The following is a 22,973-nucleotide window of genomic DNA, read 5'->3' as shown; positions in this document are numbered from 1 at the left end:
TTACATGTTCTCTTTTTTAAGTTGTGAGATCGCTCGATCTTTTGATAATTTTTAGCTAGGTAGCTGATTTTACTCGTGCTATTGTTTTATTTCCTGCGATAATCAGTTTAACGTTTACAGACGTAGTGTATTAAGTGTAGATGATATTTATCAGGAAACAATTCAATGCCTTTCTATATACAAAGCGGTAAATTAAATATCGACAAGACCTATAAGTATAAGAAAAATAGAACAAAAACACTATTAATAAGTTTATCTTTAATTCCTTCATTTGGTTTTACACATGATCTTTCTCAATTACCACAAAAGGAGCGCGTAGCTTACTTTACGCAAGCTCAGCAAGCAGGCATCACCGGTGTAGCAATAAAAACAAAACCTGTTCTAGCAAGACCCGCGAAAGAAGGTGAGATCATCACAACTATAATTAAAGGTGAAGGGATTGAAACAATTTCAGAACCAGCAAAAATAGGAGATTGGGTAGTACAAAATATTTGTCCAGAAACAGGTAATGAGGAGATATTGGTACGAAAAACCAAATTTGCTCAACGCTACAACACCGCAGAGAAAAATGAAATTAATTTAGCGTCTTATCCTCGTGATTATCAGCCTTTTACTCCAAAGGGTATCGAAATGAATTACTTTATTGTACCGGATTCTACACCTCCATTTGCAATGAAGGCACCTTGGGGAGAATTGCAACGTTTTCAATCGGGCGATGCTGTTGTGCAATCCACAATAGATAGTCAAGATGTTTATCGTATTCAAAAGGCGGCATTTGAATGTACTTATACTGTTCTTAAACCTGCCAAATTAGCACAATAGTATTTTATTTATCTATAATAGAGTTAATATTTATTTATAATTCATTATGTTATAATTTTACTGTTACTGAGGCTAGGGATATTAAACAGAGAGAAGGTAGGTGTACTTTACTTGTTGTGCCTTGCTTTAATAGCTACATATCATTAACCTACCTCTATCAATTTCTTCAACTCATTAGGTAAAACCTATTGAACTGATAGCAGGAATGTATTAGCTATTCTAAAATGGAATAGGTACATTAGTCCCATACCAAACAGGAGGAAATACAATGTCTTTAATTAATACCCCAATCAAACCATTCAAAAACATGGCATTTAAAGACGGTCAATTCGTAGAAGTGACTGAAAAGGACGTCGAAGGCAAATGGAGCGTTTTCTTCTTTTACCCTGCAGACTTCACTTTTGTGTGCCCAACAGAATTAGGTGACTTAGCTGATCATTATGCTGAGTTCCAAAAACTGGGTGTAGAAATTTATTCAGTTTCTACTGACACACATTTTACCCATAAAGCATGGCATAGCAGCTCAGAAACTATCGGTAAAATCAAATATGGCATGATTGGCGATCCAACTGGCGCATTAACTCGTAACTTCGAAAACATGCGTGAGAACGAAGGTCTTGCAGACCGTGGTACTTTCGTTGTTGACCCACAAGGTATCATCCAAGCAATTGAAATTACTGCTGAAGGTATTGGCCGTGATGCATCAGACCTGCTGCGTAAAGTTAAAGCAGCTCAGTATGTAGCTAGCCACCCAGGCGAAGTTTGCCCAGCAAAATGGAAAGAAGGTGATGCAACTTTAGCTCCATCACTGGATTTAGTTGGCAAAATCTAAATAAGAATTAAGCCACTAAAAAGTTATTTATCGGGTGTTTCGGCACCCGATTTTATTGAGGGTGCAAAAATGTTAGATAATAATTTAAAAGCTCAATTGAAAGCTTATTTAGAACGATTAACCCAGCCAGTTGAGCTAGTAGCAACATTAGACGATAGTAAACATTCTGCTGATATCCAAGCGTTATTAAAAGAAATCGAACCATTATCTGATAAAGTCACTTACCGTGAAGATAATAACGCCGATGTACGTAAACCATCTTTTCTTATTACCAACCCAGGGAAAGAAACGGGTGTTCGTTTTGCTGGTTCGCCATTAGGTCATGAATTTACTTCATTAGTTTTAGCATTACTACAAACTGGTGGGCATCCATCAAAAGAAGCACAAGAATTACTTGAACAAATTCGTCAGTTAGACGGTGAGTTTCATTTCGAAACCTATTATTCGCTCTCTTGTCATAACTGCCCTGATGTTGTTCAGGCATTAAACTTAATGGCGATTTTAAATCCGAAGATCACACATACTGCGATTGACGGAGGCATGTTCCAAAATGAAATTCAGGAACGTAACATCATGGGCGTTCCTGCTGTATTCTTAAATGGTAACGAGTTTGGTCAGGGTCGTATGACCTTAGCTGAAATCGTCAACAAAGTAGACAGCAATGCAGAAAAACGTACTGCAGAATTGTTAAACCAAAAAGATGCATTTGATGTTTTAATTGTGGGAAGTGGTCCTGCTGGTGCGTCAGCAGCTGTTTATTCAGCTCGTAAAGGTTTGAATACTGGCCTTATTGGTGAACGTTTTGGTGGCCAAGTTCTTGATACTGTTGATATTGAAAACTATATCTCAGTACCAAAAACTGAAGGTGCAAAACTTGCTGGTGCATTAAAAGCCCACGTTGATGATTACCAAGTAGATGTGATCGATAGTCAAACTGTTAGTCGCTTAATTCCAGGTGCATCAGAAGGGGAATTACACCAAATTGAAACCGCATCAGGCGCGATTTTAAAAACCCGTAGCTTAATTATTGCAACGGGTGCTCGCTGGAGAAATATGAATGTTCCCGGTGAAAATGAATACCGTACTCGTGGTGTAACTTATTGCCCACACTGTGATGGCCCACTGTTTAAAGGCAAAAGAGTTGCTGTTATTGGTGGTGGTAACTCAGGTGTTGAAGCGGCAATTGACTTAGCGGGCTTGGTTGAACACGTAACAGTATTAGAATTCGCTCCAGAAATGAGAGCAGATGCGGTATTACAGAAAAAATTACGTAGCTTAAGTAATGTAGAAGTTATCTTAAATGCACAAACTACAGAAGTATATGGTGATGGCACTAAGTTAACTGGTCTAAAATATAAAGATCGTACCGATAATTCTATGCATGATATTGCATTAGCAGGTATTTTCGTTCAAATCGGTTTATTACCTAATACTCAGTGGTTAGAAGGTACTGTTGAGCGTAATAAGATGGGCGAAATTGTTGTTGATGCCCGCGGTGAAACAAATATCAAAGGTGTATTTGCTGCGGGTGACTGTACAACAGTACCTTATAAGCAAATCATCATTGCTGCAGGTGAAGGTGCAAAAGCCTCACTTAGCGCCTTTGATTACTTGATTCGCACCAGTGCAAAATAAGTAAATCAAATATAATCAATAAGTTATAGAGAAAGGCATCTTTTTTAAGATGCCTTTTTTTGTACACAAAATCATCAAAAAGGGCTAAAAAGTGCCCTTAAGTGTTCAAGTGTGGACAATATGTGGACACTCTAAACCAGTAATTCTGTGCTACCTTTCAAAGGGTTATATTGAATGGCATCTTGTAAGAAGTCTGGCGCAAAGTGTGCATAGGTCAACGTTTGTTGCAAATTAGTGTGTCCTAAGATGCGTTGTAACGTAATAATACTTCCGCCGTTCATCATAAAATGGGTGGCGAATGTATGGCGCAATGCGTGGGTTGCCTGACCTAATGCCATACTGGGCTTCACTTTTTTAATTGCTCTACGAAACATGTGATAAGACGTTTCAGTAAAGAGCAATCCTGATTTCTTTGTACAAATCATGTCAGCAACAGCTTGAGAAATTGGCACAATTCTTGGCTTATTGGTTTTGGTGTACGTAAATCTCACCTTATTTTGGATCACATGTTCACGTTTTAGCTTGAGGGCTTCACCCCAGCGGGCGCCTGTGCTTAAACAGAGAACGGCAACTTTTAGGTTGTCACCTTCCAATAATGCTAATAATTGCTGAATTTCATTATCTGTTAGATATGACATTTCAGTCGTTTGCTGTTTTAACCGTGATATTCCTTGAACGGGATGTTTACTTAAAAAGAAATCCGTTTTTTTAAGCGCCGTAAACATACCGCTGAGTGCTGAGATATCCCTATTTATCGTTGAGGCTTTTACGCCAGAAGCGAGTCTAAGCTCACGATAGAGTACCAATTGCTTATCGGTTAATTGGCAAACAGGGGGATTATTCAGTGATTCAGCAATACGTCTCACCCTTAGGTGTGTCATTCTTCCATAAGGTGTATTTTTGCCGAACACATCCCACCAAATATCAATTAAATCGCTAAGAGGGCGAATATCGGTTGATGTTTCTACCCAATCTTTTGTTTGCTGATTAGCCAGTGAATAACGTTCAAATAAAATAGCTTCTTGCTTTTTTTCAAAGCGTCGTCTGATCCGTTTTCCGTGACGGCCAGCCGGTCTAATGTCCACTTCATATTGACCATTTTCGAGTTTCTTAATTGTCATAAGAAAACCCTCCAATGGAACAAATGCTTTGCGAATCAATAAATTCGCAAAATGCTTGATGTATTGTTATCCAATTTTCTTGTCTGAGTGGGATGATTGCGTGTTGTCTTGCCCACTGTGTGCGAGTGCCGGTGCGATTTGCCCAGCATCGGGATTAACTTCATCGAACATAAACCAGTCTCGATATTTCCTGAATACTTTGGCGGAAAAGATTTTCACCCCTGATTCAAACGTCATTTTCGATTTGTCACTTTCATAACCGTGGTAGGTTGCATAATTTAGCCCAACCAAATCAGCGAGTTCCCTTTTTGTCATCTGTTCGGAGTTACGCATTAATCGTAATTTCTCACCTTGCGATCTTGACATTATGTGGAGTTCTCCATATTGTATCGAGTATTAGATATTTACTTGCAGGGAAGCAAAGAGTCTTAAGGCGCTATAAAGCGCCCGACATAAGAGGGTAGCAGATGAGAGAGAAAATCGTAAGTCTGTCAGATGGCGTGACGGAGGAAAAATTTGCTGAATTAATTGGTAAGCCAGTTAGCGCCGTTTCTGATATGCGCAAAGCAGGAAAGTTACCCATTATTCAAATGAAAAGACCGGGTTCAAGTAGAGCCGAAAACTATGTTTATCTGCCTGCATGGAATAACGGTTTAAAGATGGCTTATGAATCTTTACCAAAAGAGATGCGTGACGGTTGGTTGGTGTGGCTAGGGCTGAAATCATGATACGACAAATAACTGAGCATAGTTTTATGTATCGTGGTTTTACGATTATTAAGTTGCCACGAAAAGCAATGAGCCCAGTTACTCGTTATCACGTTTGGTTAGATGATCAGTCATTCGGTAAGTTTGATGCAATGGCTGAGGCGGTTAAATATATTGATGGGTTAAAAGGTGACATTCAATGAGTCAATTAATTAAATCAGAAGATAATGAAAAATTAGAAATACTAATTTCAGAAGTGAAGAAATATACGTTATCACTTCCTAAAAAAGAGAATGGGCTAGGAAAAGAAGAAATAAAATCATTAGGCACAGTATCTAGAATGACTTTAATGTTTTCAATATTAAACGCCATAAGGGAGGTTAATCCCACTATGACGTCTTTTTATATTGGAGATTTACAAGCTGTGTTTGATGCAATTATTGCACTGCATCGACGTAACTCATTTTAAAAGCAATCAATAATATCAACGCTACCTTTTTGTTGTGTATGGAACTTATTGTAAATTTCACGTGAAAGCTCTGATGCTAAATTTCTTAAATCAAGAGCTTCTTCACAAGTAATGGGTTCTTTTATGCTTTTTACTTGAAGAAGAAGATTAGTTAGTTTGTTTTTAGTGTCTTTCTCGATTGACATATTTATGTTCCTTCTGTGCTTGTTTTGTTTTTGGCGATTCAATATTAGCACAGCACCATGTTTTCGGTCATGGATAAAAAACCGAATATAAATGGAGAAATAACTTATGAATGAATTAATCAAGCAACGAAATAAATATAAATTAAACAGTGAATCTTTTACTTATAAAAGTAAAAAGTATTCAAAAGCGGATAAAGTAACACTGGCTTTATGTGCCATTGTTATTATTTCTTTTCTTGTGAAAGTTTCTATCTAGGTGTTGTTATGAATGCCGCGGAGCTTATCCAAGCAAGAGAGCAACTACAAGGCAATGATGATTTTTATCAGCCTAAAGTTGTAAAGCACTATCGCAATGATGGTCTTTCATTTGATGAGCGCGTCAGTGGTATGAATAAAACAGCAGAAGTTAGGGCTGATTTATTAAGTAAGTTAAATAAAAATAGTGATGATATTCAGGTTAGTGAGTTTCTTGATTATTTAAGAAATGAAAATAATCGTATATATCAGATGATTTATTATCTTGCTGAGATAGAAAAAGAAAAGAACGGAACAGATTATTTATTATTAAAGAGGAAAGATAAAATAAAAATAATTAATGCACTTCATCAAATAAAAGTATTAAGCGCATTAATCCCGAATAAATTAGCAATGCCTATTTAATTACACCTAAAAAATAAATGACATTTATTTGTCAGGACTTTTTATATCTGATTATCAGAGGTCTGATTATGTCTAAAGAAAGTGATGTAACCGATTTAATTAATGCCGTTCGAGAAGATGAAAGAAAATCTCGGGCGGTTCTTTTTTCTGCCCGTTTACGCAAATTAGCATCAAGAGCACTAAGTGAACGAATGGAGCCTTCGCAAGTATTTCAATTATTAGAAGGTGAAGCCGAGTCTATCGAACATCAAGCGCAGGAATGGAATTATGTCTAAAGAAATGGATTTAGCCTGCGAACAATCACAGTTATTGCTTGATAAACAAATAAAAGCAGTAACAGGGCGTTACGTCGGTGTATCAGCGTTTGAATGTGAAGATTGCGGTCGTGAAATACCCGAAAAGCGCCGTATTGCAGTAATGGGATGCACCCGCTGTGCGGATTGCCAGACAGTGCATGAATTGAAATCTAAGCATTATCGGAGTGTTTAAAATGCAACGATATACGCATGAATTAAAAATAAACCATCAATATTTCAATCAAGTACGTATTGGAGCGAAAAAAGCCGAATTTTGTCGAGCTGATAGAGATTTTCAAGTCGGGGATCTTTTAGTTTTACGTGAATTTAATGCTATTCCTCCAAGAGAATTCCGTCACCTTTTTCATTATGGCGAATATACGGGAAATGTTATTAGAACGGTTATTACCGATATCACCTGTATTAATTCTATTATTCCAGAGTTAGGCGATAAACCTAAATTTGTAATGCTTTCATTTTCTATTATTGAGGATGATGAATAATGGCTAATAAAACCATTCTGAAATGGGCGGGTTCAAAAGCCCGCATCATGGATAAATTAATTACGTATTTGCCAAAAGCAAAGCGCTTAGTTGAGCCGTTTGCGGGTTCTTGTGCGGTTATGATGAATACGGAATATGAAGAATATTTAATTGCTGATGCCAATCAGGATTTAATTAGTTTATATCGTAATGTCGTAGAACATACTGAAATAATGGCACGTAAAGAGTTCTATGCATGGGAAGAAAATAATCATAAAAATGATTACATTTCTATTAGGAAATTATTTAATTCAATTAAGGTATTAGATAAAAGCGAATGTGATAAATATATACAGTCAGCAAGATTTCTATATTTAAATCGTCATTGCTTTAATGGGTTATGTCGATATAACAATTCAGGTGAATTTAACGTGCCATTTGGAACATATGGCCGTGTTTATTTTCCAGAGGAAGAAATCAGGCAATTTGCTGAAAAAGCTACTAATGCCATTATCGCCTGTTTAGAATGGCAAGATACTTTATCACTCGTTGACTTCGGGGATGGTGTTTATTGTGATCCTCCATATATGGGGGATGAGAAATGTTTTACTAAATATCATCACACTGATTTTACTCACGCTCATCAAATTGAATTAGCTCAAGCGCTAAAGGCATTAAATCAATCACAAGGTAACCCGATTACCGTCTCTAATTCCATTCATGCAAAAGGGATGTATGCCGACCTCGGTTTTATTATTCACGAGATTGATGCGCCTCGTTCTATTTCTGCAAATGGAAATCGCCAATCAGCAAAAGAAATTATCGCCGTATTGCCGGAGGTATGCTGATGGAACAGGGCTATGTTGATATTCAAGATCCAAAAAATGGGGTGCATATTACCGGCACCCGTTTTGCTATCGTTTATTGGAAAAAACAATTTGGGTTAATTGAAGTCACTGTTATTGATGGTCGTGTGCGCCGTGAAGTGATTGCGTGGTATGACTCTGCGGTAAATGTGACTGCTGGCGTTGTTGGTGCGCATGTGAGTCGTGTTATTTGCGCAGAAATTAAGTCTATCTCTGAATTGATAGAGATAATGACTCACGTCGCTAAACTGTGCGAAACAGCCATTGAAATTATTGATCCGAAACGTTTAGGCGGTGTGCTGTAATGGCTAGCCGTTTGATTGATTTTTCTCAGCCTCCTGTTTCCTATCCTGCTGATATGCAATGGACGTATTGGTGGAATGGGAAACAGCACGAGCCTGTTGTTTATGAAAGACCGCTTACCCGTGAGCAATTGGCTCAGGGGCAAGCGATTTTATTCGATATTGAAAAACTGCCTCGTTTTCTTAAATCCCGCTTATTTAAATACATCGAACATCTTAGAAAAGAGAAAACACCTAAAGAAGTTCATAACTGGCTGGTGTTTAAGTTTCATAAAAGCGTTTATCAGCGTTTGCAAGCTGTTAATGCGCGCTATGGTTTAGCGAAAGATAAGCGTCAATTCTTGTTAGATAGAGATTTTGATCAAGCCATGTTCTTTAATCGCTTGCCCGATGCGCATGACAAAATATTGCGTCATATGGCGAAGTCATTCGCGAATGCGTGTGACAACTTATTCGATGAATTAGCTGATCAGGCAATTGCTGAAAATAACGGTGATCGTGAGGTGTTACTTAACCTAAAAGTGATTAACCCTATTTATCATCAATTAGGGCAGTTAATTACCTATTTACATGTAACGCCATTGTTTTGGGGAAAAGTGCAAAAATGGAAGTTAACACCTGAAGATGCGCTATCAGGATTAAGTCGGTTAACTAATGAAGATTGGTGGCTGAAAAAGTTAAAGGCTCATCGTCAGCGTTGGCGTGAGTCTTTGCATATTGCCTTTGGTGATGTGAATTCAGATAAGACGCCTTACGCCAGTAAAAATGCGGTTCGTGAAGTCAGAGCGCAACGCTTAGCGAATATGAATTATCTTGAAATGATGGATATTCAAGATGTTGAATCGGGTGATCGCTTTGACTTAATGGAAAAAGTATTAGCAAGTATCGCTAACCCTAAAATTCGCCGTATGGAATTAATGGCGCAAGCCGCAGGTATTCAAAAAGTTGCAGAAGAACGGGGCGATATTGGTTTATTTATTACGTTAACCACCCCTTCAAAATACCATCCCACCAAGCAAATTAACGTTTCTAAAGATGAGAAAAAGAAAAAAGTTCTCATTAACGAGAAATGGAATAACAGTGCATACACTCCGAAAGATGGTCAGCGTTATTTAGTAAGAGTTTGGGCAAAAATTCGCACAGCCTTTAAAGACAAAGGCATTAACTATTATGGGATCAGGGTTGTTGAACCTCATCATGACGCTACGCCACATTGGCACATGATGATGTTTCTGGATAAATCTCAACGTGCATCAGCGATTGAGATCATGCGTAAGTACGCCCTTGAAGAAGATGGCGAAGAACGAGGCGCAAAGAAACACCGTTTTGAAGCAAAGCATTTAAATAAAGGCGGTGCGACGGGTTATCTCGCTAAATACATTTCTAAAAATATTGATGGTTATGCGTTAGAGGGCGAAGTTGATGACGAATCGGGAGAGTTATTAACCGAGGTTGCATCTGCTGTTACCGCGTGGGCATCAACTTGGCGTATTCCTCAATTTCACATGTTTGGCTTACCGTCTAAAGGCGTATGGCGTGAGTGTCGCCGTGTTCGTGGTGTGAGTATCGCTGATAAGTTGGGTGATATAGCGGAAAAAGTAAGAGCGTCTGCCGATGCCGGGGATTTCGCCGCTTATATTGAGCATCAAGGAGGGCCTAACGTTAAGCGTAACCTACAAACGTTATTAGTCGCTCGTATTGTTGCAGATGAGCCGAATTCTTATGATGAAGAAGTGATGCGCGTTATTGGGCTATGTTCACCATTGAAAAGCGGTGATTTAGTAAAAACGCGTGAACGTCAGTATCGTTTAGTCCGCAAATCTAAGCAGGATATTGAGGCAATTGAGCATAAGCGTAAGTTAGAAACGGGTCGGGTTTTGACTTTAAAAAGCGCGATTAGCGCGCCTCGGAGTCCTGTCAATAACTGTGGATCGGGCAGTTCACCCGATATTAAAAACCTACACGATAGGGGCTTAAAATCGCCCGTATGGGGGATTTCTGAGCCTGATGTTTTTGACCTACGTTCACAATATAGCGATTGGGATAAATCATTTGGTGAGGTTTTAGAGCATAAAAAGAATCAGCGAATAATTTCAACCGTGTCATTAAGTGAAAATCAGGAACGTTTGATACCTGAGTTTAAAGCTTTTGCCGAAAAAATGGGATTGGATTTACCGCCAGACACAATGTGGTCAATGGTGATGAACGGTATGCGCCTGAGTTATGGCGATGAAGTGATTTGGTTTGAGAACGGGAAGATTCAAATTTCATCAACGAAACGAGAAAAAGTTAATTTTGAAAAAGTGAAGCAAAAGAATATATCAAATACACGAGATAGGGTAATGGCTAAGGTTAATAAATTGAGAGGAATAAATGATTAAATATTTAATTTTGTTTTATTTATTGGTGTCGGTAACTCTTTTTATATACAGGACTATTAAATCAAAAAAGAGTTATCGCAATAAATATAGTTTTGGCGAAGCGATAGATTATTCAACGTTATGGCCTCTTTATATTTTTATTGAATCATATTTTTTTATTGCAGAGAAATATAGAAAATTTATTGGTATGAGTGAGGAGAGATAAAATGAAAGTCAAGGTAACAACTGATTTATTGGTAAGTTTATATAGCAAGTTAGATAAATTATATCCATGGCAAACACGTTGGTATAACCACAGGTTTGAAAGAAATAGATATTTACATAAAGCGCGTCAAATAGGTAGCAGTTATTTCTTTGCTCTAGAGGGGTTATTAGATGCCTGTTTAACAGGAAGAAATAAAATATATATAAGCCATATTTGTGGGCCAGATGATGAATTTATCTCTAATGAAATGGAGATTGTTAAATATTTCTTAGGTATAAAAAGTAATAATCCTATAACAAAAATAGAGTTAGATAATGGCGCAATATTGTATTTTTTACCTGAGAATCGTAAGTCATGGGTTGATATCATTGGTGACATTTATGTTTCAGAATGGAGTTGGTTTCAAGACCCTTCTTACATTGTAAGTCTAGTTAAATCAGTGAGTTTAAATAAAAAATGGAGAAGGACTTTTTATTCAAGTCGTTCAAAGTTAGATAATGGTCACATTGCTGATAATGATTATTTTAAACATCATAAAATTTTTGATGAGGAAACGTATTGGGATGTCGTTCCATCTATTAATATGGGGTGTTATAACTTTTTAAATATGGAAAATATAAGAAATGATAGGGGTGATGATTATTTTAATGAAATGATATTGTGTCAATTTAATAAAAATTGATTTATGAAATTAACAAAAAGTGGCTTAAAATATTCTTAGGAATAATTTAAGCCATCATGGAATTAATCTATGGACATGTTTTCAAAGTAATCGGTTATCGTTTCTAAGTATCTTACTTTTCTGCCAGCATAACCTTCTATACCTATAAAATAATTTTCACCTTTAAGTTTTTTAAATTCTTCACCAGTAAGTAATTCATAACGCAGTACTATATATAAATAGTGAATTGATGTATCAAATAAATCCTTATCCAATGGTATATTCAATAGTGTAAGTACTTCTTCTGGAGTTGCATCCCTTCTTTTTAATTTATCTAATAATGGTTCATTGTTAATTTTCAAAAAACAAACCAAAGCAACAATAACTTGATATGGCTTATCAAGCATCATTATTTTATTGGAGTTTTTAATAATTGAAATTAAAGAATAACATTTCTCTATTTCTCTAAGAGATACATTGTTGAAGTTAAATAGGTACAGTAGCATATTAAATGCATCGCTTTCTTTCATAAGAATATTATTTTTATCTATATGTTGAAGATAAGCACCTAAAGTTAAATTTTTAGGCATACGATACCCTTCGCCATTTATGTATTCTTCTGTTGTAAATATATCTTTAGGCAAGGTAAACCAATAATCTATAAATTTATTTAAATATAATGATGAGTTAATATTTCCATATCTTATTTTTATTGATTCTTCAAATTGTTGCTTATTCATAACTAGTAAAAAATAAAAACCTTCAACATTAAATATGTGTTTTATTAATTCTAAAAGATTTAATGAGAAATCAGGTCTTGCTCTATCTAACTCATCAATAATAAATAAGGTTTTATTATTTGTTTTTTGGTGTATAGACCTTAATATGGCTCTAAAACTTTCGATTTTATCCTCTTCTTCTTGTGAGTTTTTTATTTTATCTTCAATGTAACTTTCCCAAGGGGCATTTGTGGCATCAACAATTGATTCCTTAATTTTATCTATATCATCACTGTCGATTAGTTTAGAGGTTAATATATTGATTATACTTTTAGGAACTTGTTTTGAAATGCTTAAAGCAACACTTTTACCTGTTTGGAACACTTTCTCTTTTATAGATTTTTCATCATGTTCTATACTATTGTATACACATGATATCATTGGTAATAATGGGTCTTTTTGGTAATCATTTTTAAAAGAGTCAAAGTAAATAACATTAATATTATTTTCTGATAGTTCTAATTCTGCTTTTAGCATTTTTACAAAAGAGGTTTTACCATTTCCCCATTTATCATTTAATGCAAGAACTAAGTTACTATCTTCAGAATGGTTTACGACATTAATAATTTTTTCATATAAAACTTTCCTATTAAAAATATCATTTTCGCTTGTAAATCCTTGAGAAAAATCAGGTTCTTCTGGTGATAACCTCATAACAACTCCTTAAATACGTTTAATATGAAATCTATTTAGATAGTTACTATTGCATGGTAAGCAATTCTGAATAATTTTGCATGATATTGAATCTATTGTGCCGTCATTTTTTATATACACTAATGCCATTGCTAGGCGCTATGATGAGAATTTGCATCTGCATAAAAACCGACACATTTAGTGCGCGGGCGTGGCGGGGTCACGATTGCGTTTTGATGGGGTTAAAAACATTATTCCTCGCAAATTTCCAGCGCATAGAGCGATTAAAACAAGAAAAAGATATCTGAATATCAAATAAATTACGTGTGCTTAAAATGGATTGTAGATGCATTTAATACGGGTTTGAGAGGGCGGGAATTAGGCGGATTCACCTTATACTTTACAGGTAAAAAATACCGCCAGTGTCGGCGGTATTGTTCTTTGTGCGGTGAGGTTACTCATCATCTAATGTGTACTTATCAAACTTAATCACTTCCTCACCTAACCAATCATTGATCTGTAATATCTTGCTTTGCAGTGGTGCCAACTCATTACGAAAGAAAACCTTTGCCGCTTTCTCTACGTCACCAAAGCCACCGGTATTCTGTGGAATGATCCCCATCATTTGAGGCGGTACACGGTGTGCCGCTAACATATCATCACGGCTAACATTCTTGATATTAAGGAATTCATCTTTCGCCGCAATCTCACTTAGTGGAATAACTTGTACGCCGTCTTTCTTGCCGTTCGGTGCGTGGATAAACAAGTTGCGGAAATTGCCGGGACCTTTTGAGTTTTGCATTGCTTTACGAATTTTATCAATATCACTTTGGTTTTGTGATGCATCACTGACGTATAAAATAAATCCGGCATGGCTACCATTGCGATAATACTTAACACGGAATAGGGTAGCGGCTTCATTCAGTAGCACTGACATAGTGGATGCCAGATATTCCGGTAATCCATATAGCTCTTGATTTAAATCGGGTTCGTATAACTGAAACACGCTACCGAGTTTAAACTCATAAGGCTGTGAGTCATAGCCATAACGCACAAACCAATAGCTATCATCAGCAACACCACGGCGGGTATATTTGGCGAGAACGGGGGTGAGTTTTAATAAGTTACCCACCATATTGTTACGCCGTTCAAGGTAGGCATTGCCAAAGGTTAAGAAGTCGAGAGCAAACCGGCTAAAGTCTAACTTAGAGAGAAAACGGTTAGGCTGAAATGTGCTGACTAAGATATTACGTTTCACATAAATTGCACTGCTATGATGCGTCGCCGCACGAAACAGTTTTGATAACCCATCAAAGCTAACCGGTGGCTCATACCAATTATCAACTTGCGCACATTCCAGATAATCAAAGATTTCTCGTTTATCTAACACCGGAACGGGATCACCAAAGGTAAAGGCTTCCATACTATTATTGGCGGTTGCCGTTTGTTGTGCTTTAAAACTTTTTTTATTTTTACGGCTCATCAATAAATCTCCACAATATTATTACTGTTCTCGGTGGTGCCGGTTAATGGTTCGTTGAAGAGGGCGTGCATCGTTGCCCATGCAAGGTCAGCATGTCCGCTTTCTTCACTGCGTGAGGCTTCATAAGTAGGGCGGTTACCGCTTCCGGTGGTAGTACGGCGAATGGAAGTAAAAGATTGAATGATATCAACGCACTGTGCGTCGAACTCTAAACGTCCGTGACTAATCACGTCATAAGCTTTAATGACTAAAGCATTTTTGACATTCGGGTTATAAATAAACTCACGCGCAGCAGGGAAAAACTGGATAACATTCTGATAAACCCCATGGCCTAAGCCGGTGGTATCAATACCCATATATTCAACATAGAAACGTTCGGTGATTTTTTTTATGGCGTCAGCTTGTGCGCGAAAATCCATACCACGCCATTGATGGCGCTCTAATATGCGGAATTTCCCTCCGGGTACTTTCGGCGGAGCGATAACCACACAACCGGCACTATCACCATTTTCACCGCCTTTGCTGGGGTCATAACCTACCCAAACAGGATTATAGGCATAAGGGCGCAGGGCTAATGGTTGAATGTCATCCCACACCTCCCAACTGTCCACCATGCAATTTTGCATCATGTTAAAGTTAAATAGGGATTCGATATCATCCATAAAGTGGCACATTAACAGGTTGTTATATTCGTCTGGGCTATACTCTTTTTTGAGTTGCTCTAAATCGAATAAATCACAACCGCCTCGCAACGCATCTTCAATGTTGACGATTTGTCGCCACTGCCCATCCTCACATAAGCGCCCATTGACTAAGGCTTCATGTGAAATATCAATATCAACTCTATCTTCTTTTTTGCGTCCGCGGTTATATAGCTTGCCCGACCAAAACGGGTACGCTTCATGGCTCATGGTTGACGGTGTTGAAAAGTAGGTTTGTCGCCAATGTTTTTGTATGGCCATACCTGAAGTCACTTTGCGTAACTCCTGAAACTTGGGTATCCAAAAGGTTTCATCCAGATATAAATTGCCGTGATAACTTTGTGCTGTGCGTGCATTAGTGCCGAGGAAATAGAGCGTTGCACCATTGCTCAACATCAGCGGGTCGCCTCTTAACTCAACATCAACCTCTAATGCCATTTTGATAATGTATTCACGGAACATATAGGCTTGCGCTTTACTGGCGGATAAGAAAACTTGATTCCGTCCGGTGGTCAGGGCATCAATAAAGGCTTCACGGGCAAAGTAAAACGTTGCGCCGATTTGACGAGATTTTAAAATATTGCGGATACGGTGATGACCGGCGCGATACCACACCTTTTGATATTCAAATAACGTATTGCGAAACTCATCTTCTAATTTTTCGATTTGTTCTTCTGAAAAGAAGTTTTTCTCTGGTTGACGGCGTTCGCCTTTATTGCGGTTGGCAATCTTAGGGTTAAGGTCAGTTTCATTACCACCGTTTTGATATTTTCTGATCCGCGCCATGCGTTCAAGTTGACGCCCTAATAAATCGATTTCTTTAAAATCTTTGCCTTCTTTGCTCTCTTTTAAAATCAGATTGCAATAACGCGCTTCAACGGTTAACTCTGCGCGTTCGGTTGGGTTGATTTCATCCCAATTATCACGGCGTTTCCAACTGTGAATGGTGGACGCCTTTTCGCCTAGCGATTCCGCTATGCGAGCAATGCGGTAACCTGAAAAATACAGGTGCATTGCTTTTTTTCGGTTATCAAATGTTTCGGTAATAGCCATTGCACAATCACTATTTCTTGCTTAAGTTACGGCTAGTCTATTGACCGTGGATCACCGATTCGCTTCATTCCCTTTGTGCCATTTCTCAAACAAACCTTATCCATTGTTTAACGCCCCTTTTAACCGACAACATACAGACCAACGAATAAACGGATGCAGTCTGGAGTAGTGTGCATGTCGAAGAAATCAAAACCGGTTCGTCTTTGTGTTGAAGGGGCGACAACGGACGGGCGTCGAGTTGACCGCGAATGGTTAACCCAAATTGCAAAAAACTTTGATCCCGCGGTTTATGGTGCGCGAGTCAATATCGATCACTATAACTATTCATGGGCGCCACGCTTTGGTGATGTGGAATCGGTATATACCGAGGAAATCAAAGAAGGGGCACTGGCAGGTAAGTTGGCATTATACGGCGTGATCAATCCGACACCTGATTTAATTGAACTCAATAAAAAACGTCAAAAAGTTTACACCTCTGTCGAAATTAACCCGAGTTTTTCAGATACCGGTGAAGCCTATCTGGTCGGTCTTGCAGTGACTGATAACCCCGCGAGTTTAGGCACTGAAATGTTGCAATTTAGTGCCAGCGCACAAAGTAGCCCACTTTCAGAGCGCAAACAAAGCAAAGATAACGTCTTTACTGCCGCAGAAGAAACGCATCTCGAATTTACTGACGAAAAACCAGAAAGCGATAAGCCGGGACTTTTTAGCGTCATTAAAGAGATGTTTTCTAAAAAACAACACAGTGATGATGCGCGATTTACCGATGTGCATCAGGCAGTAGAGCTGTGCGCCAAAGAAGTGCAAACCCTTTCAGCAGAAATTACCGCATTAAAAAGCGCCGATCAAAGCGAAGCGGTAAAAGCGCTCACGCAACAACTCACGGAATTAAAAAACCAATTTGAAAATACAGACGCCTCGTTCTCACATCGTCCGCCGGCAACGGGTGGCGAAAATAACGGCGAAGTGCTGACGGATTGCTAAGGTAGTGAACAAACCATGAAAAAAGAAACTCGTTTTAAATTTAATGCGTATATGACGCAACTCGGTAAAATTTACGGTGTTAGCGCGCAAGAGTTTAGCGATACCAAAGTACCGATTGAACCATCTGCGGCTCAAAAATTAGAAACTACGATCCAGCAATCGGCGGAGTTTTTAACGCACATTAATATCGTGCCGGTTGATGAGCAAGTTGGTGAAGCCATTGGTTTAGGTATCGGTTCGACTATTGCGGGAACCACTGACACAACAGCAAAAGACCGTGAAACAAGCGATCCGATTAAGCTGACAAAGAACAGCTATCTTTGCCAGAAAACCAATTACGACACCCATCTTGATTACGCAAAAATTGATATGTGGGCGAAGTTTACCGACTTTCAAACCCGTATCCGTGATGCGATTATCCGCCGTCAGGCATTAGACCGCATTATGATTGGGTTTAATGGTACGCACCGCGCCGATAACTCTGATCGTAAAAAATATCCCTTACTGCAAGATGTGAATTCGGGCTGGTTACAAAAAGTACGCGAACGTGCGCCTGAACATGTGATGGGCAGTATCACGCAAGACGGTACAACAACAGCCAAACCGGTTTATGTTGGTAAAGGGCGCGCGTATCAAAATTTCGATGCGTTAGTCCAAGACACCATTGATAAGGCAATTGATCCAGAATATCAGGACGATACGGGGCTTGTTGTGATTTGTGGGCGTAAATTGTTAGCAGATAAATACTTCCCACTGGTCAATAAAGACCAAAACAACAGCGAAAAGCTGGCAGCAGATACCATTATCAGTCAGAAACGTATTGGCGGTTTACCGGCTGTACGTGCGCCGTTCTTCCCTGAAAATACCTTTTTTATTACTCGTCTTGATAACTTGTCGATTTATTTTCTTGCGGATTCTCGTCGTCGCCAAGTGCTGGATAATGCAAAACGTGATCGCATCGAAAACTACGAGTCAGTCAATGAAGATTTCGTGGTTGAAGATTTCCGTGGTGTGGCGCTCGTTGAAAATATCGTTTGCGAAGATGCCGAAGAAACACCACCCGAAACCACTGACGGTACAGACAACAGCGCAGTAACAGAAGAAGCATCGGCTGAAAATAAAAAGGCGAAATAATGTTATCTCCGTGGGAAAAACACCGCATGAGCCTAAGTGCGCAACAGTCCACTCAATTGGGTGGGCATGTTAGTCGCAATACGAAAGGCTATCACATGATGCTGTTACGTCTTGCGACAGATAAAAAAGAGCTAAAACATTTTCAGTCACGGGAACGCAAAGAAGCTTATAAACGCAAGATATTAGCCAATTATCAGCCGTGGGTTGATGGGGCGCTGTCTGGTGGCAGCGGTGTGCAAGATGATGTCTTAATGACGATTTTGCTGTGGAAAATTGATGCGGGTGATTATGAGGGGGCGTTAGATATTGCCGTTTATGCATTAGCTAACCGTTTAGTGATCCCCGGTGTTAACCGCACCACGGGCACCGTGATTGCCGAAGAAATTGCCGATTCGGCAATGCGAGCGTATGCCGTGAAATTACCAGTATCTTTAGCAACGTTAGAGCGTACACGCGCCCTTACTGATGATGAAGATATGCCCGATGAAGTGAGAGCAAAACTCTATAAAATCTTAGGGTTAGTGCTACGCGATAATAATCGACCACAAGAAAGCTACTGCGTATTAAGTCGAGCCTTAGAGTTAAACATAAATGTCGGGATTAAAACCGAATTAAAGCAACTAGATAAAGTGCTCAAAGCCCAGCGTGACGCTGAAAAAGCATTGTGACACCACGTCAGGGCGGCACGGAAAAAGCAATTTGCTTTCTTTCGTCCACCGCCCACCTATTTTAAGGTTTTCTTATGGATTATGTTTCTGCTAACCCTGTGCCACAAAAAGACGAAACCATTAAAAATAATGGCTTTTTCCCTGATATTCAAACTCGTGATTTTCAATTGCAGACTCGCGTCGATGGCACGGTGACACCGGAACGGCTGAAAAGCACGTTACTGAACGCCATGATTGAAGTGAATCGCGAGTTGTATCAGTGGCGCATAGGTCAATCTGCGAAAACATTAAAAGACGTGCCAGCCGAACAGATTAACGGTGAAAGTGAACTGATGGTTTTATATCAGCGTGCGGTGTTCTGTTTTGCAAAAGCCAGTTTAATCGAACGTTATCGCGATATTGATACCACCGCACAAGGTAATAAAAAAGCCGACACCATGACACCGGTGATTGATGAAGTGTGGCGTGATGGTCAATGGGCTTTACAACGTATCAAAGGGGAAACCCATAACACGGTGGAGCTTATCTAATGCGGATTTACACCCAACAAGGGGATACCGTAGATGATATTTGTTGGCGTTACTTTGGTCAGTCATCCGGCATGATTGAGCAAGTATTAGAGGCTAATCCTGGGCTGGTTGAATGGGGGGCAATCTTACCCACCGGCACCGCGATTGAGTTACCGGACACGCCCCAACAACACAGCACCACACCGATTTTACAACTTTGGGATTAACCCCTTTAAGGGGGAAGGTATGAAGAAGATGCCCTATAAAGATCCAAGTAATATTAATTGGTTTACCGCCTTATTAATTGCCGGCATGGCGGTTTTTGGTGGTATTGCCAGTTATGCCAATAAAATAGTGAAAGGGGAACCGTTCCGCTTTGCCATTTTACTTGCGCAAATCGTTGTCTCTATGTTTTCAGGGGCATTGATTTTATTCGGTGCAAGTTATTTTCAGTGGCAACCTGAAATTGCCGGCGGTATAGCGGGCATGGCGGGCTGGATGGGGTCAGCATTTATTAGCGCAGTCGGAAAGTTATTCTTAAGGAAGGTTGCCGGTGAGTAAATTTATCTTTAGTCAGCGCAGTAAAAATAATCTTAGTGGCGTTAACCCGCTGTTAGTGAAAATTGCTTATCGTGCGTTAGACATTTCTACGGCGGACTTTGCAGTGATTGAAGGTGTTCGCACACTCGAAAAGCAAAAAGAAAACGTCAAAAAGGGTGTTTCAAAAACATTAAACAGCCGTCATTTAACAGGCGATGCCATTGATATTTTACCTTCTGTGATTAAACCGGGAATGGAATGGCAACCACATTTCTTTGAGCCGATTTTAAGAGCCTTTAAACAAGCCACAGATGAAGAGGGGGTAACATTGCGCTTTGGTAAAAACTGGAAAAGTGATCCCAGTTTACCCGTTGAAACCCGCTTTCCTGACTATCCTCATATTGAGATCCCACGATGAAAAGGAACGTACTGCTTATTATTGTCGCGGTCGTGATGGGCTTGCTACTGATATTTAAGTTTGATGCCTTGCTCACTGAGAATAGCCAGCTTAAGGGTGACAACCTCGCCCTTAAGCAAAATGTTATCAGTCATAAAAATGCTATTGAGCACTATCAGAAAGAACTTACTCGTTTATCAGAACTGGATAAACAACACACAAAGGCGCTAACCGATGCAAAAAATGATATTAGCCGGCTTAATGATGAGTTGCGCAATAATACTAAACGGGTGTACATCAAAGCCGATTGCCCCAACCCCGATAATCACACCACCGCCACCGCCGGCATGGGTAATGCAACCACCGCACGACTTACCAAAACAGCTCAACAAGATTATTTACGTCTCCTCGAAATGATGGCGGAGAATAAGGCACAAACGGAATATTTGATTGATTATACAAATCGATTATTGCAATACATCAATGAGTTAAACCATGAAAAAGCCTGCAAACCTGCGTGATACCTTAATTAAAAAGGTCGCTTATTTAGGCGAAAATCCCGATAGGCTCTACACCTTTATTGATGGTGGGGCGATTGTGGCAACCGGTGCCCGTAGTCAATCTTATGAGTATCAATACAATCTCAATATTATTATTGATGATTATCCCGGTGACCAAGATGTGTTAATGGCGGTGATCATTGGTTGGATTGAACAACATCAACCTGATATTTTCCTCAATCCCGATAAACGCCAAAGTCATTTTACCTTTGATGCCTTTATTGATAGTCACCAAACCGCCAGTATCAGCATTGATTTAAAGCTGACTGAGCGTGTCCTCGTCAATGCGCAAGCGGATAAACTCGTTGTCGGTGCCATTGAAGAGCCGACTGATCCATTTGAAATTTGGGAGAGTGTGGCTCATGAACGCCGATGATTTCAGCCCGTTAACCCAAGCATTAGCCGCCATGTTGGCAAAAGCGTCACCCAATGAACGTAAAAAATTAGCCCGTGAAATTGCCCGTGATTTACGCAAAAGCAATTTGCAACGTATTCGTGCGCAAAAAAATCCCGATGGAACGGCATTCACTAAGCGTAAAGCCTCAACGGTTACCGTTTTGCGAGGAATGAAATTTGTCTGGAAAGGACAGCCACGCAGTTTAAAAAATTGGCGACTACGCAAAACGAAAAAGGGCGAGGTGATCACCGGCTACGATTTAGAAAAGAGAGCCGAACGCAGTTTTTATAAGCGCGATATCTTGCGTTTTATTGAAGTGAAAAAAGACAAAATCAGCACCACAAAGCCGAATAAACAGACTCGTATGTTTAAGCGTTTAGCCACCGCCCGTTATTTGCGAATGTCAGCAAACGATAAAGGTGTCACCCTCTCTTTTGCTCCGCAAGTGGCGGGCATTGCTGCGGTGCATCATTACGGTTTGAAAGAGCGTGTGCGGGGCAAGTCATTAGAAATTCACTACCCTGAACGAAAGCTATTAGGCTTTTCACCGGCAGATATTAAACATATTGAAAATCAATTAATTGAATTTCTTACTCATTAATTTCTTTTAATAAACCTGCTTCTTGAGAATGGATTCATATTGATAGATTTATCATCAAAATCAATATATTTAAATATAACAATATTAAATATATTTTTAAAAAAATAAAAATAATCAGCTAGATTTATTTCTTCCCCAGTGGTTGAATTATTTAAATTAGTTGTATATTTTCCATTGTGAAAAATAGTATTTCTTAGCTTAGTGTAAACTAAGGTGTTTCTTTTTGTTTCAGATTCATTTGATTTTATTTCTATATTAAATTCTTTGAAAATTTTATCAAATACATTATTAACTTTAGCAGGATGATATGCTTGATAATAATCTCTAGCAAATGCTTCTAAGCCGGAAAATAATAAAAAGTAAGTAACATCAATATAGGATGGTATCATTTTTATAGATAGTTCTTTTTTAAAAAACATTACTGAAAATGCATCTTCCTCTGAATTTAATTTGTCAAAAGCTTTTTCTATAAATAATTTTCGAGAATCTTTTTTATATTTTTCTTCTAATATTATAGCGGGAGAATATTTTCTATCGCCTAGAGAATTAGGGTAATCATTGTCTAGATTAGAATAATCTTCATGAGTTTTTAATGGGTTTTTTATATACACTTCTTTTTGTTCAATAAAACAAAGTATTGCTTCTAATATTTTTATATTTCTATTTGTATTTTCATCATGTTCTATTTCTAAAAAAGCAGAAAGATAACAATTTGTTTTTTTGTCACTAATATCCATGTTTTTATATGGAATCATCCGTCCAAAAAAAAATGAATTTTCATATTTAATGTCATATCCATAAATGCCAAGTTTGATCATTTTATTATACCCTCAATTAAACTAAGTGCTTTGTATCATAAGCGAAACAAAAAAATAATGAAGCAATAAACAAGCATCTTAGGCACATTGTA

32 protein-coding genes are annotated in these 22,973 nt (G+C 38.6%); 25 read left to right on the top strand and 7 right to left on the bottom strand.

All coding sequences use genetic code 11. The features are described 5' to 3' along the window. Positions 1 to 165: 165 nt before the first annotated feature. The 3 genes from DK858_RS11550 (at position 166) to ahpF (ending at position 3,289) form a co-directional block, all read left to right on the top strand. Complete coding sequence (locus tag DK858_RS11550; protein ID WP_109397531.1) at positions 166 to 822, top strand: hypothetical protein; 657 nt, start codon at positions 166 to 168, stop codon at positions 820 to 822. Between the two features lie 268 nt (positions 823 to 1,090). Then, positions 1,091 to 1,654, top strand: a complete 564-nt coding sequence (gene ahpC / locus DK858_RS11545; protein ID WP_109397530.1) for an alkyl hydroperoxide reductase subunit C — start codon at positions 1,091 to 1,093, stop codon at positions 1,652 to 1,654. Between the two features lie 69 nt (positions 1,655 to 1,723). Beyond that, a complete protein-coding gene (gene ahpF, locus DK858_RS11540; protein WP_109397529.1) occupies positions 1,724 to 3,289 on the top strand; it encodes an alkyl hydroperoxide reductase subunit F in 1,566 nt (521 codons plus the stop codon). A 131-nt stretch (positions 3,290 to 3,420) separates the two neighbouring features. On the opposite strand, the gene DK858_RS11535 is transcribed toward ahpF, so the two are convergent. Beyond that, positions 3,421 to 4,410 carry a phage integrase gene (locus tag DK858_RS11535; RefSeq protein WP_109397528.1) on the bottom strand — a complete coding sequence of 330 codons (990 nt, stop codon included), beginning with the start codon at positions 4,408 to 4,410 and terminating at the stop codon, positions 3,421 to 3,423. Between the two features lie 66 nt (positions 4,411 to 4,476). Further along, positions 4,477 to 4,776 carry a helix-turn-helix transcriptional regulator gene (locus tag DK858_RS11530; RefSeq protein WP_109397527.1) on the bottom strand — a complete coding sequence of 100 codons (300 nt, stop codon included), beginning with the start codon at positions 4,774 to 4,776 and terminating at the stop codon, positions 4,477 to 4,479. Positions 4,777 to 4,877: 101 nt separating this feature from the next. Between DK858_RS11530 and DK858_RS11525 the strand changes: the two genes are divergently transcribed. From DK858_RS11525 to DK858_RS11515, 3 genes are read left to right on the top strand one after another with little or no spacing between them, the layout of a single operon-like run. Further along, the gene (locus DK858_RS11525) at positions 4,878 to 5,138 is read left to right on the top strand and encodes a Cox family DNA-binding protein (RefSeq protein ID WP_109397526.1); all 261 of its coding nucleotides are present in this window, start codon (positions 4,878 to 4,880) and stop codon (positions 5,136 to 5,138) included. Then, the gene (locus DK858_RS11520) at positions 5,135 to 5,320 is read left to right on the top strand and encodes a hypothetical protein (protein ID WP_109397525.1); all 186 of its coding nucleotides are present in this window, start codon (positions 5,135 to 5,137) and stop codon (positions 5,318 to 5,320) included. The genes DK858_RS11525 and DK858_RS11520 overlap by 4 nt, the downstream gene beginning before the upstream one ends. Beyond that, positions 5,317 to 5,586, top strand: coding sequence for a hypothetical protein (locus DK858_RS11515; protein ID WP_036907615.1), 270 nt, complete (start codon positions 5,317 to 5,319; stop codon positions 5,584 to 5,586). The genes DK858_RS11520 and DK858_RS11515 overlap by 4 nt, the downstream gene beginning before the upstream one ends. Here the strand turns inward: DK858_RS11515 and DK858_RS11510 are convergent. Beyond that, positions 5,583 to 5,771 (bottom strand): hypothetical protein, encoded by a 189-nt coding sequence (locus DK858_RS11510; RefSeq protein ID WP_036907616.1) that lies wholly within the window; start codon positions 5,769 to 5,771, stop codon positions 5,583 to 5,585. The two genes, DK858_RS11515 and DK858_RS11510, sit on opposite strands and share 4 nt — an antisense overlap. 106 nt (positions 5,772 to 5,877) lie before the next feature. Here DK858_RS11510 and DK858_RS18075 point away from each other — a divergent pair, with 106 nt between their 5' ends. The 9 genes from DK858_RS18075 (at position 5,878) to DK858_RS11465 (ending at position 11,645) form a co-directional block, all read left to right on the top strand. Then, positions 5,878 to 6,027, top strand: a complete 150-nt coding sequence (locus tag DK858_RS18075; protein WP_162556670.1) for a hypothetical protein — start codon at positions 5,878 to 5,880, stop codon at positions 6,025 to 6,027. An 8-nt stretch (positions 6,028 to 6,035) separates the two neighbouring features. After that, positions 6,036 to 6,431, top strand: coding sequence for a DUF5347 family protein (locus DK858_RS11505; RefSeq protein WP_006536691.1), 396 nt, complete (start codon positions 6,036 to 6,038; stop codon positions 6,429 to 6,431). A gap of 68 nt (positions 6,432 to 6,499) precedes the next feature. Further along, the gene (locus DK858_RS11500; protein WP_228407300.1) at positions 6,500 to 6,706 is read left to right on the top strand and encodes a DUF2732 family protein; all 207 of its coding nucleotides are present in this window, start codon (positions 6,500 to 6,502) and stop codon (positions 6,704 to 6,706) included. After that, a complete protein-coding gene (locus tag DK858_RS11495; protein WP_109397523.1) occupies positions 6,699 to 6,920 on the top strand; it encodes a TraR/DksA family transcriptional regulator in 222 nt (73 codons plus the stop codon). The genes DK858_RS11500 and DK858_RS11495 overlap by 8 nt, the downstream gene beginning before the upstream one ends. A 1-nt stretch (position 6,921) precedes the next feature. After that, positions 6,922 to 7,230, top strand: coding sequence for a DUF3850 domain-containing protein (locus DK858_RS11490; protein ID WP_109397522.1), 309 nt, complete (start codon positions 6,922 to 6,924; stop codon positions 7,228 to 7,230). Next, positions 7,230 to 8,057 (top strand): DNA adenine methylase, encoded by an 828-nt coding sequence (locus DK858_RS11485; RefSeq protein WP_109397521.1) that lies wholly within the window; start codon positions 7,230 to 7,232, stop codon positions 8,055 to 8,057. The genes DK858_RS11490 and DK858_RS11485 overlap by 1 nt, the downstream gene beginning before the upstream one ends. Beyond that, a complete protein-coding gene (locus tag DK858_RS11480; RefSeq protein WP_109397520.1) occupies positions 8,057 to 8,380 on the top strand; it encodes a DUF5405 family protein in 324 nt (107 codons plus the stop codon). Before DK858_RS11485 ends, DK858_RS11480 begins: the two co-directional genes overlap by 1 nt. Then, a complete protein-coding gene (locus DK858_RS11475) occupies positions 8,380 to 10,758 on the top strand; it encodes a replication endonuclease (RefSeq protein ID WP_109397519.1) in 2,379 nt (792 codons plus the stop codon). Before DK858_RS11480 ends, DK858_RS11475 begins: the two co-directional genes overlap by 1 nt. 206 nt (positions 10,759 to 10,964) lie before the next feature. Next, positions 10,965 to 11,645 (top strand): terminase large subunit domain-containing protein, encoded by a 681-nt coding sequence (locus DK858_RS11465; protein ID WP_109397517.1) that lies wholly within the window; start codon positions 10,965 to 10,967, stop codon positions 11,643 to 11,645. Positions 11,646 to 11,707: 62 nt separating this feature from the next. Here DK858_RS11465 and DK858_RS11460 read toward each other — a convergent pair whose 3' ends face one another. From DK858_RS11460 to DK858_RS11450, 3 genes are all read right to left on the bottom strand, one after another. Continuing rightward, positions 11,708 to 13,057, bottom strand: a complete 1,350-nt coding sequence (locus DK858_RS11460) for a KAP family P-loop NTPase fold protein (RefSeq protein ID WP_109397516.1) — start codon at positions 13,055 to 13,057, stop codon at positions 11,708 to 11,710. Between the two features lie 433 nt (positions 13,058 to 13,490). Continuing rightward, positions 13,491 to 14,519: a phage portal protein gene (locus DK858_RS11455; RefSeq protein ID WP_109397515.1), complete on the bottom strand. Its 1,029-nt coding sequence runs from the start codon at positions 14,517 to 14,519 to the stop codon at positions 13,491 to 13,493. Further along, entirely contained in the window at positions 14,519 to 16,273 is a 1,755-nt protein-coding gene (locus DK858_RS11450) for a terminase ATPase subunit family protein (protein WP_109397514.1), read from the bottom strand. Before DK858_RS11450 ends, DK858_RS11455 begins: the two co-directional genes overlap by 1 nt. 174 nt (positions 16,274 to 16,447) lie before the next feature. On the opposite strand from DK858_RS11450, the gene DK858_RS11445 reads away from it, so the two are divergent. From DK858_RS11445 to DK858_RS11400, 10 genes are all read left to right on the top strand, one after another. After that, positions 16,448 to 17,257 (top strand): GPO family capsid scaffolding protein, encoded by an 810-nt coding sequence (locus tag DK858_RS11445; protein ID WP_109397513.1) that lies wholly within the window; start codon positions 16,448 to 16,450, stop codon positions 17,255 to 17,257. Positions 17,258 to 17,272: 15 nt separating this feature from the next. Further along, positions 17,273 to 18,391, top strand: a complete 1,119-nt coding sequence (locus tag DK858_RS11440; protein ID WP_109397512.1) for a phage major capsid protein, P2 family — start codon at positions 17,273 to 17,275, stop codon at positions 18,389 to 18,391. Then, entirely contained in the window at positions 18,391 to 19,059 is a 669-nt protein-coding gene (gene gpM / locus DK858_RS11435; RefSeq protein ID WP_228407297.1) for a phage terminase small subunit, read from the top strand. The genes DK858_RS11440 and gpM overlap by 1 nt, the downstream gene beginning before the upstream one ends. A gap of 74 nt (positions 19,060 to 19,133) precedes the next feature. Further along, positions 19,134 to 19,589 carry a head completion/stabilization protein gene (locus DK858_RS11430; protein ID WP_109397510.1) on the top strand — a complete coding sequence of 152 codons (456 nt, stop codon included), beginning with the start codon at positions 19,134 to 19,136 and terminating at the stop codon, positions 19,587 to 19,589. Then, the gene (locus tag DK858_RS11425) at positions 19,589 to 19,795 is read left to right on the top strand and encodes a tail protein X (RefSeq protein WP_109397509.1); all 207 of its coding nucleotides are present in this window, start codon (positions 19,589 to 19,591) and stop codon (positions 19,793 to 19,795) included. The genes DK858_RS11430 and DK858_RS11425 overlap by 1 nt, the downstream gene beginning before the upstream one ends. Before the next feature lie 19 nt (positions 19,796 to 19,814). Further along, the gene (locus DK858_RS11420; RefSeq protein WP_109397508.1) at positions 19,815 to 20,129 is read left to right on the top strand and encodes a phage holin family protein; all 315 of its coding nucleotides are present in this window, start codon (positions 19,815 to 19,817) and stop codon (positions 20,127 to 20,129) included. Then, positions 20,116 to 20,526, top strand: a complete 411-nt coding sequence (locus DK858_RS11415) for a M15 family metallopeptidase (protein WP_194294841.1) — start codon at positions 20,116 to 20,118, stop codon at positions 20,524 to 20,526. Before DK858_RS11420 ends, DK858_RS11415 begins: the two co-directional genes overlap by 14 nt. Further along, the gene (locus DK858_RS11410; RefSeq protein ID WP_109397506.1) at positions 20,523 to 21,026 is read left to right on the top strand and encodes a lysis protein; all 504 of its coding nucleotides are present in this window, start codon (positions 20,523 to 20,525) and stop codon (positions 21,024 to 21,026) included. The genes DK858_RS11415 and DK858_RS11410 overlap by 4 nt, the downstream gene beginning before the upstream one ends. Beyond that, positions 21,001 to 21,441 carry a phage tail protein gene (locus tag DK858_RS11405; RefSeq protein ID WP_109397505.1) on the top strand — a complete coding sequence of 147 codons (441 nt, stop codon included), beginning with the start codon at positions 21,001 to 21,003 and terminating at the stop codon, positions 21,439 to 21,441. The genes DK858_RS11410 and DK858_RS11405 overlap by 26 nt, the downstream gene beginning before the upstream one ends. Next, complete coding sequence (locus DK858_RS11400; RefSeq protein ID WP_109397504.1) at positions 21,428 to 22,063, top strand: phage virion morphogenesis protein; 636 nt, start codon at positions 21,428 to 21,430, stop codon at positions 22,061 to 22,063. Before DK858_RS11405 ends, DK858_RS11400 begins: the two co-directional genes overlap by 14 nt. Here DK858_RS11400 and DK858_RS11395 read toward each other — a convergent pair. Then, on the bottom strand, positions 22,060 to 22,881 hold the full coding sequence (locus DK858_RS11395; RefSeq protein ID WP_109397503.1) for a hypothetical protein: 822 nt from the start codon (positions 22,879 to 22,881) through the stop codon (positions 22,060 to 22,062). The genes DK858_RS11400 and DK858_RS11395 overlap by 4 nt on opposite strands. Positions 22,882 to 22,973: the final 92 nt, after the last annotated feature.

Origin of the sequence: Proteus faecis (genome assembly GCF_003144395.1) — a bacterium.
In the GTDB taxonomy this organism is placed as follows: domain Bacteria; phylum Pseudomonadota; class Gammaproteobacteria; order Enterobacterales; family Enterobacteriaceae; genus Proteus; species Proteus faecis.
This window is presented reverse-complemented; position numbering and strand designations above follow the sequence as displayed.